Origin of the sequence: Vibrio frigidus, from assembly GCF_042465995.1 — a bacterium.
In the GTDB taxonomy this organism is placed as follows: Bacteria; Pseudomonadota; Gammaproteobacteria; order Enterobacterales; family Vibrionaceae; genus Vibrio.
In genome coordinates this window covers 351,511-369,304 of the sequence record NZ_JBCDMC010000004.1, presented here as the reverse complement: position 1 = coordinate 369,304, position 17,794 = coordinate 351,511, and the positions used below count along the sequence as shown (strand labels likewise).

Annotated in this window: 13 protein-coding genes; 2 read left to right on the top strand and 11 right to left on the bottom strand. The window is 41.3% G+C overall.

The genetic code is table 11. The features are described 5' to 3' along the window. Nucleotides 1–74: 74 nt before the first annotated feature. The 6 genes from AACW90_RS09350 to AACW90_RS09325 form a co-directional block, all read right to left on the bottom strand. The gene (locus tag AACW90_RS09350; protein WP_390233496.1) at nucleotides 75–2,486 is read right to left on the bottom strand and encodes a glycoside hydrolase family 94 protein; all 2,412 of its coding nucleotides are present in this window, start codon (nucleotides 2,484–2,486) and stop codon (nucleotides 75–77) included. A gap of 76 nt (nucleotides 2,487–2,562) precedes the next feature. Next, on the bottom strand, nucleotides 2,563–3,654 hold the full coding sequence (locus AACW90_RS09345; protein WP_390233493.1) for an ABC transporter ATP-binding protein: 1,092 nt from the start codon (nucleotides 3,652–3,654) through the stop codon (nucleotides 2,563–2,565). 93 nt (nucleotides 3,655–3,747) lie between these two features. Next, nucleotides 3,748–4,614, bottom strand: a complete 867-nt coding sequence (locus AACW90_RS09340; RefSeq protein ID WP_195702865.1) for a carbohydrate ABC transporter permease — start codon at nucleotides 4,612–4,614, stop codon at nucleotides 3,748–3,750. Nucleotide 4,615: 1 nt separating this feature from the next. Further along, nucleotides 4,616–5,608 (bottom strand): carbohydrate ABC transporter permease, encoded by a 993-nt coding sequence (locus AACW90_RS09335; RefSeq protein ID WP_390233556.1) that lies wholly within the window; start codon nucleotides 5,606–5,608, stop codon nucleotides 4,616–4,618. An 80-nt stretch (nucleotides 5,609–5,688) separates the two neighbouring features. Further along, nucleotides 5,689–6,936, bottom strand: a complete 1,248-nt coding sequence (locus tag AACW90_RS09330; protein ID WP_390233490.1) for an ABC transporter substrate-binding protein — start codon at nucleotides 6,934–6,936, stop codon at nucleotides 5,689–5,691. Nucleotides 6,937–6,953: 17 nt separating this feature from the next. Next, nucleotides 6,954–7,958 carry a LacI family DNA-binding transcriptional regulator gene (locus tag AACW90_RS09325; RefSeq protein ID WP_390233553.1) on the bottom strand — a complete coding sequence of 335 codons (1,005 nt, stop codon included), beginning with the start codon at nucleotides 7,956–7,958 and terminating at the stop codon, nucleotides 6,954–6,956. Between the two features lie 1,324 nt (nucleotides 7,959–9,282). Between AACW90_RS09325 and AACW90_RS09320 the strand changes: the two genes are divergently transcribed. Further along, the gene (locus AACW90_RS09320) at nucleotides 9,283–10,518 is read left to right on the top strand and encodes a carbohydrate porin (protein ID WP_390233487.1); all 1,236 of its coding nucleotides are present in this window, start codon (nucleotides 9,283–9,285) and stop codon (nucleotides 10,516–10,518) included. Between the two features lie 146 nt (nucleotides 10,519–10,664). Here the strand turns inward: AACW90_RS09320 and AACW90_RS09315 are convergent, their stop codons facing one another. From AACW90_RS09315 to AACW90_RS09295, 5 genes are all read right to left on the bottom strand, one after another. Then, nucleotides 10,665–12,269 carry a PAS domain-containing hybrid sensor histidine kinase/response regulator gene (locus AACW90_RS09315; protein ID WP_390233484.1) on the bottom strand — a complete coding sequence of 535 codons (1,605 nt, stop codon included), beginning with the start codon at nucleotides 12,267–12,269 and terminating at the stop codon, nucleotides 10,665–10,667. 145 nt (nucleotides 12,270–12,414) lie between these two features. Beyond that, nucleotides 12,415–13,284, bottom strand: a complete 870-nt coding sequence (locus AACW90_RS09310; RefSeq protein WP_390233481.1) for an ABC transporter ATP-binding protein — start codon at nucleotides 13,282–13,284, stop codon at nucleotides 12,415–12,417. Nucleotides 13,285–13,303: 19 nt separating this feature from the next. Continuing rightward, nucleotides 13,304–14,272 (bottom strand): ABC transporter permease, encoded by a 969-nt coding sequence (locus tag AACW90_RS09305; RefSeq protein ID WP_390233478.1) that lies wholly within the window; start codon nucleotides 14,270–14,272, stop codon nucleotides 13,304–13,306. Between the two features lie 107 nt (nucleotides 14,273–14,379). Then, nucleotides 14,380–15,780, bottom strand: coding sequence for a CmpA/NrtA family ABC transporter substrate-binding protein (locus AACW90_RS09300; protein WP_390233475.1), 1,401 nt, complete (start codon nucleotides 15,778–15,780; stop codon nucleotides 14,380–14,382). 645 nt (nucleotides 15,781–16,425) lie between these two features. Further along, entirely contained in the window at nucleotides 16,426–16,611 is a 186-nt protein-coding gene (locus AACW90_RS09295; protein ID WP_390233472.1) for a hypothetical protein, read from the bottom strand. Between the two features lie 168 nt (nucleotides 16,612–16,779). On the opposite strand from AACW90_RS09295, the gene AACW90_RS09290 reads away from it, so the two are divergent. Continuing rightward, nucleotides 16,780–17,784, top strand: a complete 1,005-nt coding sequence (locus AACW90_RS09290) for an adenosine deaminase (protein ID WP_390233551.1) — start codon at nucleotides 16,780–16,782, stop codon at nucleotides 17,782–17,784. The last annotated feature ends 10 nt before the right edge of the window (nucleotides 17,785–17,794 follow it).

Genomic DNA, 17,794 nt, shown 5'->3' with positions numbered 1-17,794 from the left:
TAATTTAGATTTGATAGGCGTACTCTCTGTTCATTAAAAACTCAGTCCATGAGCAGAGAGCTCGCCTATTTTATTTAGCCAAGTATTACGTCAATTTTGTGCTCACCAGTGGTGAATACAGGCGCTTTATTACCTTCAATTCGTTCACCATCGACACACATTTCGCGAACACCTTTACAAACAGAATCAGGGTTAGATACATGAATACAATAGGTTGCACCTCTAAACTTACGTTTCATCGTAAACTCAGGCCAATTAGCCGGAATACATGGATCGACAAGCAAGCCATCCACTTCAGGCCTTACACCAAGTATCCATTGAGTACCTGCAACATATGTCCACGCTGAGGTCCCCGAAAGCCACGCATTTCGACCCAAGCCAAATTGTTTATGCTCGTCACCTAATATGTTTTGTGGGTAACAATAAGGTTCGGTTTCAAATGTATTCAAATCATCGTTTTTCGATGCTGGGTTAATTTGGCGGTAATATTCATACGCGCGCTCACCATTACCCATTTTTGCTTCAGCAATCATCACCCATGGGTTAGAGTGTAGAAAAATACCACCGTTCTCTTTTGCTCCAGGAGGATAGGTTGATACACCACCTAAGCGAGGTTCGAACCCATTATAACCTGGCGTAGAGAGCTTAATTCCATTAGTCGTATTTAGCTTCCGATTAACAGAATCAAGCGCCTGCTCTGCTCTCTCATCTGTAGCAAATCCAGATATAACCGGCCAGCTCTGACCATTTGTATATATCTGACCTTGTTCATTGCTATGCGAGCCAATTGGCGCGCTATTCTCGTCGTAATAGCGGACATACCATGCGCCATCCCAACCGTAGTCATTCACCACTTTTTGCATATGTTTATATTGTGCGGAAAATTCTTCACTGAGTTGTATTTCACGTCGCAGTTTGCAAAGGTCAAGCATATCGAGCAACGCCTTACCGTACATGTTTGCCACCATAAGTGATTCCGCACCCGTTGGTAAGTTAACGGTGTCGTTCCAATCCGCAAAACCAAGCAAAGGCAGACCGTGTGAACCCGTATTGGTACGAGTAAATTCAATGGATCGGCATAGATGATTCCATACGGTTCCTTTCTCTAGAGGCGCATTCTCGCTGTCTTTCTCATAGAAAGGGATGATTTTGTTCAAGAACTCGCTGTTGCCCGTCTCTTTTACATACTGTGTTACCGCGTAGATAATCCATAAATGGTCATCACCATAGTAACTAGGACGGTCTTCTTCTTCTCTTGAATCACCTTCATTGGCTTCCATTGTAGAAGGGAAAAACTGATGCATTGCCGAACCGTTTCGCTTCTGGACCGAGAGCAAACGTTCGATAAGTTCACGGGCTTCTTCGGGCATATGCGCAATCACACCAAGGGTGTCTTGAGATGAATCGCGGAAGCCGATACCACGTGCTCCATAACCGAGTTGATACAACGAAAGGTAACGAGACCAATTTTTGGTGGTATGACACTGACGTGGATTGTGGATATTTAACATCGAGTTCATTGACTCATCTGGTGTATTAACCTGAAGAGTATCTAAATAAACGTCCCAGTCAGAAGAGAGTTCAGAGAAAGCGTTATCGACATTGCTATGAACGCGATATTTTGCCATCATTTCCGTCGCTTCACTTAGCGTCGATTTTTGAGTCAGTTGCACCACTGTTCTTTCAGTTACACCTTTAGAAAGCCAGCCTAACCTTAGGTTTAGCGCACCAATATTGTCTCCGCGCAGACACTCTGTGTTCCCTAACTCATCCTCTTGCAAGGCCATAGGCGCAGCCCAGCTTCCATAACCAAAGTCACCAAGAAACTGCTGACGGTCACCATCAAATGATGTAGCCACACGGTCCGCCGTCATTAAGTTAACGGCGTAATCACGCTTCATGAAGGCATACTGTTCAAGTACTACGTGACCAGAATCTTGTGTGTGTGCATTCAACGTCATGGTTTGAGGAACCCAATCGGCATTGAGCAACTGCTTAAGTGCATCAAAATGTGTAAATTCAAATACAGGCACAACGTCAACATGTAACTCTTCATCAGAGATATTGGTTATTTTTATATCTTGCAGGAGTACTTCATCGTTTTTCGGTACGAAGAAGGTCACTTCACTACGTACACCGAACGCTTCAGAGACGATCGTGGTATAGGAAAGCCCTGTGTGATTTTCGAATCTATCTAACGGCTTTAGTGTTGGCGTAAAAAACGGCGAGAAGATCTCTACATCGCCCGCTTTGTTGCGAACTTTTAGATATAAGGTTGAGCCCTTAAAGTCAGAGTTAGGCATCTGTGCGACGTATTTGGTTATACGATTTAGAGCAGGATCGCCTTTACATAGAAGCACGCCACCGTTGCTATCAACGATGCCGCCAAAATTTAGTGTGCCTACGTAGTTACTCCATTTAATCGGCGTCACTGGCGTTGTGGCTACATATTCTTTTTTCTTGTCGTCAAAAAAACCAAATTTCATTTCAAATCCTTAGGTGCTGCCCTAAACAGCAGCACTATTAAACCTTTATTAATTTTATTATTTTGTATCAGTTAGATTATACCGCTAGTGATTTACCACTTAATGCATCGAATAGATGAATCGCATCTAAATCGATGTAAAGTGTAGCACTTGCCACATCAACAGCTGCCGCTTGCGTTTCTACCATCATTTGTTGGTTCGCAACCTGCGTCTTAAGTAAGATGCTTGCGCCAAGCAATTCTTTATCTTGAATAACTACGGGCACAGGCAATACGCGGTCATGCTCTACTTGCTCGCTACGCAAATGAAGGTCGGTAGGACGAATCCCCATGTGTAATGCAAGGTTCTTGGTCGCCAACGTTTTAAACCGCTCAGGCAGCGGGATAACAATATCACCTAATTGGATAGCCCATTCGCCATCGGTATCAACAAGATTGGCATCTAACATGTTCATCGATGGGTTGCCGATAAACTGAGCCACAAACTTATTGGCAGGACGCTTAAATACATCTGTCGGTGTACCGACTTGCTCAACATAACCATCTTTCAGAATGACAATACGGTCCGCCAACGTCATTGCTTCAATCTGATCGTGCGTTACATATATCGTAGTTGTTTTGAGTTCACGATGAAGATGTTTGATTTCTTCACGCATTACACCACGGAGTTTTGCGTCTAGGTTAGATAGAGGCTCATCAAACAAGAATACTTTCGGCGTGCGTACCATTGCACGTCCCATTGCCACACGTTGACGTTGACCACCAGAAAGTTCTTTTGGTTTCCGGTCTAATAGCGGATCAAGTTCAAGCATTTTTGTTGCTTTGCGAACCTCCGTATCTATATCGGCTTTTGCCATTCCTTTTAGCTTGAGGGCAAAGGCAATATTTTCATAAACCGTCATATGTGGGTAAAGTGCATAACTTTGAAACACCATCGCTAAATCACGATCTTTAGCATCTATTTTGTTCATCAACTTACCACCAACGTAAATCTCGCCGGAGGTGATGTTCTCTAAGCCCGCAAGCATGCGTAGCGTGGTTGATTTACCACAACCAGATGGCCCTAAAAATACAACAAACTCACCATCTTCTACTTCAAAATCAAATTGTTTTACTACTTCTACATCGCCGAAAGATTTTTTGATATTTCTAAATTCTACATTTGCCATAATTTTATTTCTCCGCCCGCGAGTGCCGCTCTCTATGAGCTTTGCACTCGCCTTGCATTAATTAGTCATTGTCCGGGCTCAATTCGTAAAGAATTACCCTTTCACTGCGCCAGAAGTCAACCCACTTATCATCTGTTTGGATGCAAACAGATAAGCGGTGACAAGCGGCAGTATCGAGATTGTGGTACCTAGCATTACTGCTCCCCAAGGGGTGTTTGGTATCCCTTGTACACTCCGCAATGCCTGCGTGATTACGTAATTCTCTGGCGATGTAAGCACAACAAGTGGTTGCATGAATGAGTTCCAGAAAAATACAAACTGAACGATGGCCAATGTCGCAAGCGCTGATCTCATCAACGGAAGCACAACACTCCAATAGGTTCTAAATTCGCCTGCGCCGTCCAACTTAGAGGCTTCCAATAGCTCTTTAGGAATAGAAGCAATAACATGCTGTCGCATTAGGAAGATGCCAAACGGGGTTGTAGTAAACGGTAACCACACCGCCATATGGTTATCCATTAAGCCGAGGAATTTCACGATCATGAAATAAGGTATAAGGCTTAACACCGGTGGGATCATCATTGACCCAACTAACATACCAAATAGAACATTCTTACCTTTAAACTTAAACACGGCAAACGCATACCCACCCATACTACAAAACAGCAGCGAAATAGTCGTTCCCAGGAAGGCAACATATATACTGTTAAACATTGCCTGCCAAAATGGCATTATTTCCAATAATTTATCGTAGTTAATCGCAAGGCTGTCGCCCATCATTAGACTTATGCCAGAGCCAAATATTTCGGAACGGTCACGAGTAGACAACAATGCAGACCACAAAAACGGGAATACAGTTATCAACGCAGACACGATAAGAATGGTGGCTAGCGCGGCCAATAGAACTTTTGTGATTAGCTCTGAAACATCAGAACTTGGCTTTAGTGCACTTAATTTCATTTTATTGCTCCCCTAAGCCTTTTTTACCAAATAATACAAACTGAATCGTAGTGAAGAATGCAATGAGCGCGAATAACAACCATGAAATTGCAGATGCCGTTCCCATCTCTAGCCACTCCCAACCGACTTTGTATAAATACATAGATATTGTTAAACCAGCCTGTCCTGTACCACCAAGACCTTTCGTCAATACAAACGGCTCTTCAAACAGCTGCAAATTACCAATGATAGTCATCGTGACGGCAAAGAAAACAAACGGACGAATCATCGGTAATGAAACATACCAAAATCGATGCAGTGCATTTGCACCATCCATTCTTGCTGCCTCTAAGATATCTTTTGGTATGGTCATTAACCCTGTCGTATAAAGCACAATGTTAAAACCGGTATATTTCCAGAAAACAACGATAGCAATAGACGGTTTGATAAACGAGGCATCATCCAACCAGCGGATAGGTTGGTAGTCGTTTACCCACGCAAATGCCCAACCTAACAATGTACTGTCAGCCAGACCCATCAGAGCTTGGTTGATAACACCTGAGTTCGGAGAATACATGTTAAAGAAGATAAGAGACGCCGCTACAGTTGACGTAATGTACGGTAAGAAATAGGCTGACGTCAGCCAGTGGCGTAACCTATCCCCTAGAGAAACTAAGATATAAGCAACCGGAATCGCAACAAGATGTTGTGCAACACCAGAGGTAATTGCTAGCCAGAAAGTATTCTTAAGCGAACGCCATAGCCACGGGTCTGTTAATGCTATGCTGTAGTTCTCGAAACCCACAAATTTCATTGCGGCTATCCCTTCTACTGGATTCCATGCATGGAATGACAGAAAAACAGAAAAGAGCAGCGGAAAAATACCAAAAACAGAAAAAATTATTAAAAAAGGCAGAAGAAAACCATACGGTGTAAGCGCTTTCACGTTTAACCGTGAAAGAAACCCTTCCTTCTCAGAAAGTTCCTCCTGATTCGACAATACTGTTTCTTTCATTGTCTGACTCATAATAACGACCTCACTAGGTAGAGGCGCCTGTCTCTAATGGACAATGCGCCTCTTAAATTTACTAATAATTACTTAAGGTTACGGGTACGACGCAGGATTAGACGTTCGGCTTCGCTAAGCGCCGTTTTGATATCTTTACCTTCATCAAGTACTTCCATTAATGCATTTTCTAAGATAATTGAACGAGCAACGTGGTCACCACGGCCTGGTTCTACTGGCTTAATATTCTTCGCAACTTCAGCAAACAATTGACGAGCCTTTTGACCACCGAGGAATTCAACTTCTTCATTAAATAGTTCATCATCATAGGTTGTGATGTTTGCAGGGAATGCAGTAATTGTTTCGAAGTGCTTAAGCTGAACATCACGATTAGTTGTCATGTATTCAATAAGCTTCCAAGCTTCATCTTGCTTCTCGGATTGCTTCGGAATTGATAGGAATGAACCACCCCAGCTACCATAGATTCCATCGGGAAGGTTTGATACACCCCACTTACCTTTGGTTTCTGGTGCAATCCAGTTTTGTAGATGACCTAGAAGCCATGCGCCAGAAAGCTGTGTCGCAAACGTACCGTTGCGGAAGCCTTCATACCATTCGTTTGACCATGCGGTAATACGTGCGTCCAAGCCGTTGTCACGGATCTGCTTAGCGACTTCAAATGCGTGAACAAAACGCTCTGAGGTTACGACTGGTTTACCCTCTTTATCAAAGTAAAGACCTTCACCTTCAGGAACAGTAGTGAAAATAATCGCTTGAGCTACGTCTGCCGCTGAAGCGATAAGATAGATATTGTCTTGCTTTAGTTTCTTACCGTATTCAATGTAAGAATCCCAATCTTTAATTACTGCGTCTTGCTTCACGCCTTCTTTATCAAGAATGTCGGTGCGGTAGTACATCACACCAGGACCTAGGTCGACCGGAATGCCGTAAACATTGCCGTCACCACCTTTACCTTGAGTCCATGCGTAAGGAGCAAAGCTATCAGCATATTTGTCTGCACCATACTGTTCAGAGAGATTAACAAGCCCGCCAGAAGCAACGAAAGGACCGATTTTTTCTACATCAACAACAATAACATCACCGGCTCCAGAACCCGTTGCCAAGTTAGTGGTTAGCTTAGTGTGGTGATCGCCATGATTATTCATCAAATAATCTACTTTGATACCTGTCTGCTTTTCAAAGTCAGGAAGGATAACCTTCAAGCTGCTATCGAAATCTGGAAATCCATCAAAACGAATATCAGCATCAGAGGCATTGGCTGTTGCTGCGAGTCCTAAAGCAACCGCACTGGATAGGGTTAGAGTCTTAAGGTTCATCTTATAGTCCTTCATTATTATAAATTAGCTGTGAGTTTTTTCACCGATTCTCTAATCACTAAAGAGGGGGAAAGTTTAAAATCTACTTCTGTTTTCTTTTTTATGAGTTTCTGTAGGATCAACTGCACCGCTTCAGTACTCATCTGTTCTATTGGAAAATCGATTGTTGTAAGCCCTGGTGTGAGATAACGAGCAAACAAAATATTGTCGAAACCAACGAGGGAAACATCTTCAGGAACCAGTAAATTGGCTTTCTTCATCTCGCCAAAGGCACCAAAAGCCATATGGTCATTTGCCGCAAAGACTGCGCTGAAACGGCAATGACGATTAAGAAGTTTGTTCATGGCGCTTGCACCTGTTTCTTCGGTAAATCCCGCTTCAACTACGCGTGACTCACTGTATTCAATACCCGCTTCTTCGAGGGCGTCACGATAACCTTGCAAACGACCTCTAGCATCGGATTTAGACAAAGGCCCGGTAATACACGCTATTTCACGATGCCCCATATCAATAAGGTATTTTGTCGCGATATTTGCACCCAATTCGTTATCGAGCTCTATACAGCTATTGTTAAGCTCTGGGACAAAGCGGTTCACAAGAGCAAGTTGAATACCCTGAGTTTCTAGGTCAATTAGATAGTCGTCGGAAACATCTTGAGTGTGCAAAATAAGCGCATCAACACGTCGACTTAATAAAAAGTCAATCGCCTGCTTTTGACCCTCTTCGTCATTAGAGCCCGCCGTAACAATAAGGTGATAACCAAATCGGCGCAGCTGGTCCTCAATTGCTTGAAGCATGCCGGAATAAAAACCAGCCAATTCAGGAACGACAACTCCAATACTACCTGTACGGCTAGAGGCTAAAGCTTGTGCAATAGAGTTTGGCCGATAGCCAAGTTTTTTAATCGCTTTTTCTACTGACATTTTTTTATCGTGGCTGACTCTGGTAGAGCCATTAACCACTCTTGATACTGTTGCCTGAGAGACACCAGCGAACTCAGATACGTCTCTAATTGTTGCCATCATTTTGCCCCCTCTAATGTCATGCATTCATATTGGAAACCGCTTTCATGTAACGGATGATAGAGCAAAACAAACGGCAATTCGTGAACTCGATCACATTGAAATTAAGGTGATGAATTGGAGGTTCAAAAGCTTGAAAACACCGACAGGAAACCATACCTCTGTGAAACTGTTTCATGGGGATTACACTGAATAAAATTCACAAAAAAGAAGAAAAATTCTTTAAAAACAATTAATTAATTAATAAAAAGCAAGAATAAAATTCAGATGACCATTCTGTTTCATGAGAAGTACGGAGAGATTTTACTTTCGGAAGCACAAAAAATAGGGGCACTAAAGTGCCCCTTAACTGTGTGGAGTTCACAAAGCATATGCTGCTGGTTCTGCCTCCCAGAGATATGAAAATCATTGCTTGAAAAGGCTTGAGATTTACTTAGTACTGCAATCCAACACTGTTCTTTCAACTAGGTACAACTAAAGCTCACCAAATCCGACATTGCTCATGAATTGATTCGTTCCTGTTGTATGTCGTCAAAAGGAGTTTAAACAGGTGCTGGAGACGCCATAATAATAACAGATGTACATTAAAAAATAGATTAGTATCACGAATAATAAATATAAACACACTAATGAAACAAGTTAGATTTTATAAAACAACCGATAACATTGAAAATTCATATATATAACAATAGCTCTGTTAAAAATACCTTTACCATCTGATGACTTTTATTTTTCTTTGTTTCATGAAACATGATTAGTCAACACAACCTATTATATCTAAAGAATAAATCAATCTAAAAACACCTTCATTATAAGGAAAATTATATTTTGTAATACAATAACAATCTGATCGTGCTATTTAAACACACATTACATCTAATTATCGGCGCTATAATTCCTTCATCTCTGCTTCATTAAAAATTCGATTGCAGAACATTTAAACATGGATTTTATATATTCTATGCAAATTTGATTACTTACTTTATATTTATAAAACCATACAATTCATGAAAGATCGCAAATATACGAAATATTTCATAACTCCTTCAAAAAAACGGCCCATATAACCTATTACAAATGTGACGAAAACATATATATCCTGTGAAATGAAAGCGATTACAGAACACGTAACTTGTCATACGGCTAAAACTAACCCATTGATATTAAGTATGTAAGTATTGCACCGCCCAATTGTTACCTATTTTATTTTGTTTCATGTAATTTATGCCTCTAAAACGTGTGAGCCCGTAGAGTTTTTTCAAACGTTTCATTCCTTAATATTTCTCCCGAAATAACAAAACCTACAATAATTTAAGGACCGTACATGAAAAACTTTAAGGTTTTATCTCTCGCCCTAGCAGTGGCCTCCTCTCTTACAACTTTTGGCGCTGTCGCTAACGAAACTATCAACATGCAGGCGCAGATTGATGACTTACAAGCGCTTATGGCAAAAAAAGGTAATGACGTAATCTTCTTTGGTTATGCTCGATATGGTGCGCAATATCAAAATGGTGATACTCGATATGTAAACGGTATTGGTAGTACGGGACAAACTGTTGGTCGTTTAGGTAACGAAGCCAATGGTGGTGAGTTTGGTATTGCTAAAAAATACACTGCTGAAAATGGAGCGGTTTGGGACCTTGCAGTCATGGTTGAGCATTGGTCAAATGACGAATGGGGTGATGAATCCTACGGTGGTGTAAACCTTAAAAGATTTTACTCGGGTGTAACCAATATTTTTGAATCACAACCAGGCTTGTATGTTTGGGCAGGTCGTGATTTCCATGCTCGATTGCAACAAGGTTTAAACGATTACTACGTAACAATCGAAGATGGTCAAGGGGGTGGTTTCAAAGATTTTGACTTAGGTGGTGCAAAATTGGACTTCGGTTTTGTAGGTGGCGTCGACGATAATGAAGGGTCCCTTGGCAACGACAACGGTAAATATGCCGCAACCTCTAAGATTAAAGGTATTGATGCTGGATTTGCCAAAATTGACGCATACGCACACTTTGGTTTTACATCAGAAGATGAAGGTATTGAAAGTGCGGGACTAGATAGCGAAACAGCGTGGTTAGTCGGTACTCAAATTAAGTTTGATTCTGCTAGCTTGCATGTTCGATATGGTGACGGTGCAAATAACTCGGTAATGGGCCTTAAAGGCGATTTCCAAAGTGTATTTGTCAGTTATGAAGGTGGATTTAGTGCTAGCGAAAATTGGGATATTAACTACCTAGCCGCTTATTACAACCAATCTGGTGATGACGCTACCGACCAAAATGAATATAGCCTAATCGTTCGCCCTCAATATCGTTGGAACGACATTCACTCCACATGGATTGAAACTGGCTATGCATTAGTTGATGAAGACAGCGGCAACGAAACGGATGGTTGGAAAGTAACGCTTTCTCAAAACATGTCTATAGGTGGCCTACCTGGGAGCCGTCCAATGCTTCGCTTCTATGCCACCGTTGGTGAAAAAGATGTTGCGCCACAAGGATCAGCTAACACTACGACCGATACCGTTAGCTTCGGTGCAATGTTCGAAGCATGGTGGTAAAAATCGTTAAGTTTAGACGTACTTTGTCATTCGATTGAATACACATTGGCTGAGTTTTACGCTCTATAATGATTAAAATAAAGGGTCCATTAAGGGCCCTTTATTTGTCTTTAATAATAATTGAAGGAAGGGGGGTTCACTAATCTTTAAAGTTGTGGCAAGCCACTTAACGCCTCGACCAAATCATCTCGTTTAAGTGGTTTAATAAATATCCCGCTTAGGTTGTAACCACCAGCAAGATGTTGCTCCAGGTTACTTTTAATTGCATCCGCTGTTACGATAAACGCTGGCGTATCTTTAAAGTATTCATATTGGCGCAACTTAATCAAGGTTTCAGGGCCACTCAGTATAGGCATATGCACATCGAGTAAGAAACAATCTATATCTCGATTCAAACTCCCTTCTTCTGCCGCTTGAACTAGGTCACTCCCATCTTGAAAAGATAACGTATTTGCCCCTTCCAGTCTTAATATTGTTTCTAATATCTCTCTGTTAAAAGGTTGGTCCTCGACGATGCAGACGTTTCTTCCTGCCAAACTATTTTTCTTAATTCGTCGCTTTTTAGTATTTTCTTTTAAGTCGCTACTATCAGGACAAAAATCAAGTTGCAGTGAAACGGCGACAATTGTGCCAACATTCGGTTTTGTAAATATTTTAACTTTACCTCCCATTACTTTTGTTAACTCTTTTACGATAGAGAGCCCGAGTCCAGTCCCTTCAAAATAGTGACTTGAGGATTTTAACTGTTCAAATGCCTTAAATACATGGCGCTTTTTATTCGATTCCATGCCAATACCTTCATCCTTGATTAATACAAACAGGTTACATTTATTTTTATCACGTGAAGGTTTGATACTCGCTCGAACGGTGACCGGACTATCTTTTGAGAACTTGATCGCATTAGAAACAAGATTAAAGACAATCTGTTTAATCCTTGTTTCATCTCCGAATAGGTGGCAGTCACAAATAGGTCGATACTCTTTAACTATTTGAATATGATTGTCTTTAGCTTTATGCGTAAGATTAGACACAACGCTATCAAGCAAATTAATTAAGTCAAAGGGCTTCAAGCTTAATTTTAATTTGTTCGCTTCTATAGAAGAAAGATCCAGAATATCGTCCACCAAATTCAATAGGTGATCGACAGAGTTCGTCATCTTCTCAAAGTAGTGATGACACGTTTCTAGGTCACAGTCTGTCGCTAAATTTAGATAACCCGATATAGCACTAATCGGCGTGCGTATTTCATGGCTCATTTTTGCAAGAAATGTATTCTTGGCTTGAGTTGCTGCGTAGAGTTTTTCCTCTACTGCTTTTTTTTTAGTAATATCTATCGCTAAGCACATTATGGCAATAACATCACCCATCTCATTAAAAATCGGCGCTTTATTGGTATAAAACCAACGGTACTCACCATGAATATCAGGTAAGTACTGTTCAAAGAAGACCACCTGCTTGCCCTCTATTACTTGTAAATCTTTTTCTCTTATTGCCTGAGCCACTTCAGGGTTAAACCAGAATATTTCAGTGTCCGTTTTACCCAAGACTTCATGGGGTGAAATACCTATTGCCTTTTCAAAGTAGCTGTTAACAAGATAGTGACGCCCAGAAATATCTTTTGCGCAAACAATTGCTTCAACACCATCTATCACGTTGAGCACCATTCTTAATAACCCGTCCGAGCTCATGTCAACGTTTGAGATAAACTGAGAGAGAGTAAACAGATCGATACTTTTATGATCAAAATCCATAGCATTTTCAAATTTTAATTAGTAAACCCATGCCTAGATTAACCAAAGTTACAAAAAAGCACATAGCACGCCTTACAGCAAATAAATATATTTATGCTAATTAACCTTAATTAGCATAAATGGGACGGTAAGATGTCTTGCTTAATTAAGCGATCTTCGCTGTTTTTTCTAGCGGCTGCGAGTCTGTACCCGTATTCGACTCATTGGCAGATTCACACGATTGAAAAGGTTCTACCTTCACCTGTTTTTCATATAAGAATCTTAATACTGATTGCCGATATTGTTGATAGATAACATTATCCGCTAACGCTACACGATTACGCGGTCTTTCAAGTTCAATATCGAGAACTTCACCTATTGTTGCGCCAGGCCCATTCGTCATCATAACAATTTTGTCTGACAACAAGACTGCTTCATCTACATCATGGGTAATCATAATGATCGTATTGTTTAGATCTGCTTGAATTTTCATCAATGAGTCTTGAAGATGAGCACGGGTTAACGCATCAAGGGCACCAAATGGCTCATCCATGAGCAATACTTTAGGCTTTAATGCCAACGCTCTTGCAATACCAACACGCTGCTTCATTCCACCGGATATCTCATCCGGTTTTTTGTCAGATGCGTGTTGCATTTGAATAAGCTCTAGATAATGGTCTACCTGTTGCTTTATCCACGCTTTAGATTTCCCTTTAGCCACCTGTTTTACGGCAAGCTCTACGTTTTGATACACCGTCAACCAAGGTAACAATGAATGATTTTGAAACACTACCGCCCTTTCTGGACCGGGCTCAACGACTTCTTTACCATCAAGTATCACCCCACCATCGGTTGCTTCTAGAAGACCAGCAACCAAGTTAAGAACGGTTGACTTACCACAACCAGAATGACCAATCAGTGAGATAAACTCGCCCTTATTGATATTGAGATTGACATCCTTAAGCGCGACAAACTCGCCTTTGGCCGTTGGAAAACGCATTCCTAACTGGGTTAAATCCAATAGTACTTTTGACATGATTTGATCCTTTTTCCAGTTATCTAAGCTCTTGCGATTTATTCCAAGAGAGCTTCTTCTGTAATGTCAGCATGCCTCGGTCTAAAAGCAGCCCAATAAATCCAATCGTTATGACCGCGACCATAATTCGGCCTAATGACGCTGAACTACCGTTTTGAAATTCATCCCAAACAAACTTACCTAACCCCGGGTTTTGCGCGAGCATCTCAGCGGCAATAAGCACCATCCATGCGATACCTAAAGAGAGACGCAGACCCGTAAATATCATCGGTATTGCAGACGGTAGTACGATAGTACGAATGTTTTGCCACCAAGAGAGCCGAAGCACCTTACTCACATTAATCAAATCTTTATCGACGCTTGTTACGCCAACCGCGGTGTTGATTAACGTAGGCCACAAACTACACAATGCAACGGTAATGAGTGAAGTAACAAAGGATTTGGGCACTAATGGATCGCTACTCACATAACTGGCGCTCACTACCATGGTCACTATTGGCAGCCATGCCAATGGTGAAACCGGCTTTAATAACTGAATAATGGGATTAAATGCTTGATAAAGCCCTTGATTTAAACCGAGGATAATTCCAAGCGGGATCGCAATAACCGAAGCCAGCAGGAAACCGGCCGCGACCGTAATCAAGCTCGTCCCTATCTGATCAAAAAATGTAGGCTTGCCTGTATACGACCGGATCTTTACCTTTGCCTCGGGGTTTTTGGCTAATTTCGCTGCATTGCGTTTTTCTTGTCTTGCAAAGAATGCATCACTCTTATCTCGTTCTCCAACATGCTCTTCAATCAGATTGACGAACTGAGTATAGGTTTGTACTGGTCCCGGAAGGGTGCCTAGTGAGGTTTGAACTTGTTTCGCGGACATATGCCAAATCAATAAGAACAACACAAAACCCAACAGGGGATAGACAAACATTTTTGATTGATTTGCTACTAACCTGGTAGCTGGCAGGATGGAAATAACATTGCTAGACATAACGACTCCTTCACCAATTCACTGAAACTGAACATGGAGTAAAGGAAGAAAATCCATCTTACTTACACCATGTTCACGTCAACTATCTAAATTTTAATCAAGCTAAATTAGACTTTGTCGGCACCTTTTAAGCCAATAGAAAACTGCTGTAGATAATCATTTGGTTTGCGACCGTCATAAACCACGTCATCGATAAAGTGCGTTTGTGGGTCTTTAAAACCATCTTCAGACTCAAATGTGGGGAAATCATTCACTTTCAATACGCCTTCTTCAACCAATGCTTCTGCTGCTTGTTGATAGATGTCAGGGCGATACACTTTCTTTGCAATATCCATATACCAATCATCCCCTTTCTCCTCTGGAATTTGCCCCCAACGACGCATCTGAGTTAGATACCAAATTGCGTCGCTGTAGTAAGGAAATGTTGCGTTATAACGGAAGAAAACATTGAAGTCAGGCACTTCTCTTTTATCGCCTTTTTCATACTCAAATGTCCCCGTCATACTGTTCGCGATGACATCCGCATCAGCACCTACATAGTCACTTTTTGCCAACATCTTCACCGCTTCTTCGCGATTAGCGTTATCGTTTTCATCCAGCCAAGCCGCCGCTCTAATCAATGCCTTAACCACCCTAATATGAGTATTTGGGTATTTATCTGCCCACGCCTTAGAGACACCAAACACTTTTTCCGGGTTGTTCTTCCAAATCTCGTAATCGGTGACAACTGGCACGCCGATATTTTTGAATACCGCTTGTTGATTCCACGGTTCACCTACGCAGTAACCCTTGATTGTCCCCGCTTCCATTGTTGCTGGCATTTGCGGTGGAGGTGTTACCGATAAAAGAACATCCGCACTTATCTGCCCACTGTTGTCTCCTGATATAGGAGCATAATAACCGGGGTGAATGCCACCAGCCGCTAACCAATAACGAAGCTCATAATTGTGCGTTGAAACAGGGAAAACCATGCCCATATTGAACGGTTTACCTTGGTCTTGGTAGCGGGTAACAACGGGCTTTAACGCATCTGCTTTGATTGGGTGTACCGGCCTTCCATCTGCCTGCATTTCCAAGTGAGGTTTCATCTGCTCCCATGTGTCATTAGAAACAGTGATCGCGTTCCCATTAAGATCCATACTGAACGCAGTAATAATTTCAGCCTGTGTACCTATGCCAATCGTTGCACCTAGTGGCTGTCCAGCTAGCATGTGTGCTCCGTCTAATTCACCATCGATGACACGGTCTAAAAGTACTTTCCAATTCGCTTGCGCTTCCAACGTAACGTACAGGCCCTCGTCTTCGAAGAAACCTTTTTCATACGCCACTGCTAAAGGAGCCATATCGGTTAGCTTAATAAAACCGAATTTCAGCTCATCAATTTCTGGTTCTCCCACCTCAGCCCACGCATTGCTCACTAAACATGAGGCAGATAATGCAAATCCTGTCGCTACAATTACTGCCCTTCTTATCGCTGATTTATTCTGCATCCGAATTCTCCATTTCATCGCTGCTACAATTCATTAGTGGTTTCTGTTTCTTAAAAATTGGCAATTAAAAACACTTTGCTTATTTCAAGTAGTCGCGCCGTTGCTGTCATGTCGTCATCGTCGTGACGTCATCATTCCACTTGCAAGTTATCGCGCTAAAAACCTCATCAAATTTTTTGTTACTTATTGACGTATATCAAGTAGCGTGCCAATTAGGTTTTTACCTTTAATATCAGCACTTAACAGGAGAATTCATCTTCTTCCACATCCAATGACGCATTTTGTTAGTGCATCACGCACCATTGTTACCAAAATGTTATAACCCTAAAGAGGTAGTGATAAATGACGATATTACTAAGGATATAAGCATTGGGATTTAAGTTAATATTCTGTCAGGTCGTCGAATCAACACTATAATGTGATGGATATCACTTTATAAATGTAAACTAATTGTTAGTATCTTTGAAAACGTGACTTGACGTACCTTCAAATAGGCTACATCTACAATAATTAAGAAGAGGAAAGTTATGATTAGAAGAACTAGACGAGCACAGCTAAAACGCTGTCGCGGTCGTTTTTGGAAAGAGACATCGAAGAAGATAACTTTCCTAAGATAATCAGAACTAAAGGCTAACTAGGTTAGCCTTTTTTATTGCCTACCATTTATTTCTCTCGTGTCGTGTTAGAACCTATATTTACCTCTTCATCACTTAACGAAAAATCACCTTCCAAAGCGAGTTCATCAGCACGCCTATGCATGGCTTCTATAAGTTCTCTGTCGTGCTTTGCAAAATAGAGATCTTCTTCGGCTTTGCCCTTTAAGCGAAGTTTTTCTACAAAATCGACCATACTTCACCCCACCTATCCTTTGCTATTGATATAAGTATAGTCAAACATACGCCGAATATTTCGGCTTCTTATTTGCAGCTTTTCCGTAACTCATATACCTTTAGTAGATAACAAAAAAATAGAGGTAGCCCTATGAGCAATAAAGATTTTATTGATAGCAAAGAAGACATGGGTACCTTTATACAGAAGTTACCTAAGGTTGAACTGCACCTCCATATTGAAGGCTCGTTAGAACCAGAGCTCATGTTTGAGTTGGCGAAAAGAAATCAGATTGAACTGCCTTATAAATCGACAGAAGAAATTCGTGCTGCCTATCAGTTCGACAACCTTCAATCTTTTTTGAATATCTATTATCAAGGTGCTCACGTTTTATTGCATGAGCAAGACTTTTATGACCTCACATGGGCTTATCTGCTCCGATGCAAAAAAGATAATGTCATTCACTCTGAAATCTTTTTCGATCCACAGACACACACAGAGCGCGATATATCATTCGATATAATAGTCGGAGGCATTCATAAAGCCCTTAAAAGAGCAGAGCACGAGTTGGGTATTAGCAGTAATTTGATTATGTGCTTTCTGCGCCACTTGAGCGAAGATGAGGCATTTACGACACTTGAACTTGCACTTGAACACAAAGACAAAATCGTTGCTGTTGGGCTCGATTCATCAGAGCAAGGGCATCCACCTAAGAAATTTGAACGCGTCTTTCAGAAGGCTCGCGAGCACGGATTTCTCGCCGTTGCCCACGCAGGTGAAGAAGGGCCTGCTCAAAATATCATTGATGCTATCGAAGATCTAAAGGTAGATAGAATTGACCATGGTGTTCGATGTATTGACGACAAAAACCTCATGTTGTCGCTGGCTCACTCTAAAGTGCCATTAACAATATGCCCATTATCAAACATTAAGCTCAAAGTGTTCGAGTCTATGGCACAACACAATATCCTCGAATTAATGAAAAAAGGGTTACACGTTACCATTAACTCTGATGATCCCGCATATTTTGGGGGCTACATGTCTGACAATTTTTTGGCCGTTGCTTCGGCATTGCCATTTTCCAAACGAGAGTTAGCTCAGCTATCACTCAATGCTATTGAAGCTTCTTTTATTTCTATTCAACACAAAGAAGACCTCAAGCAACAAGTACACACGTATTTAGCACAGCAATGACAGCTTGATT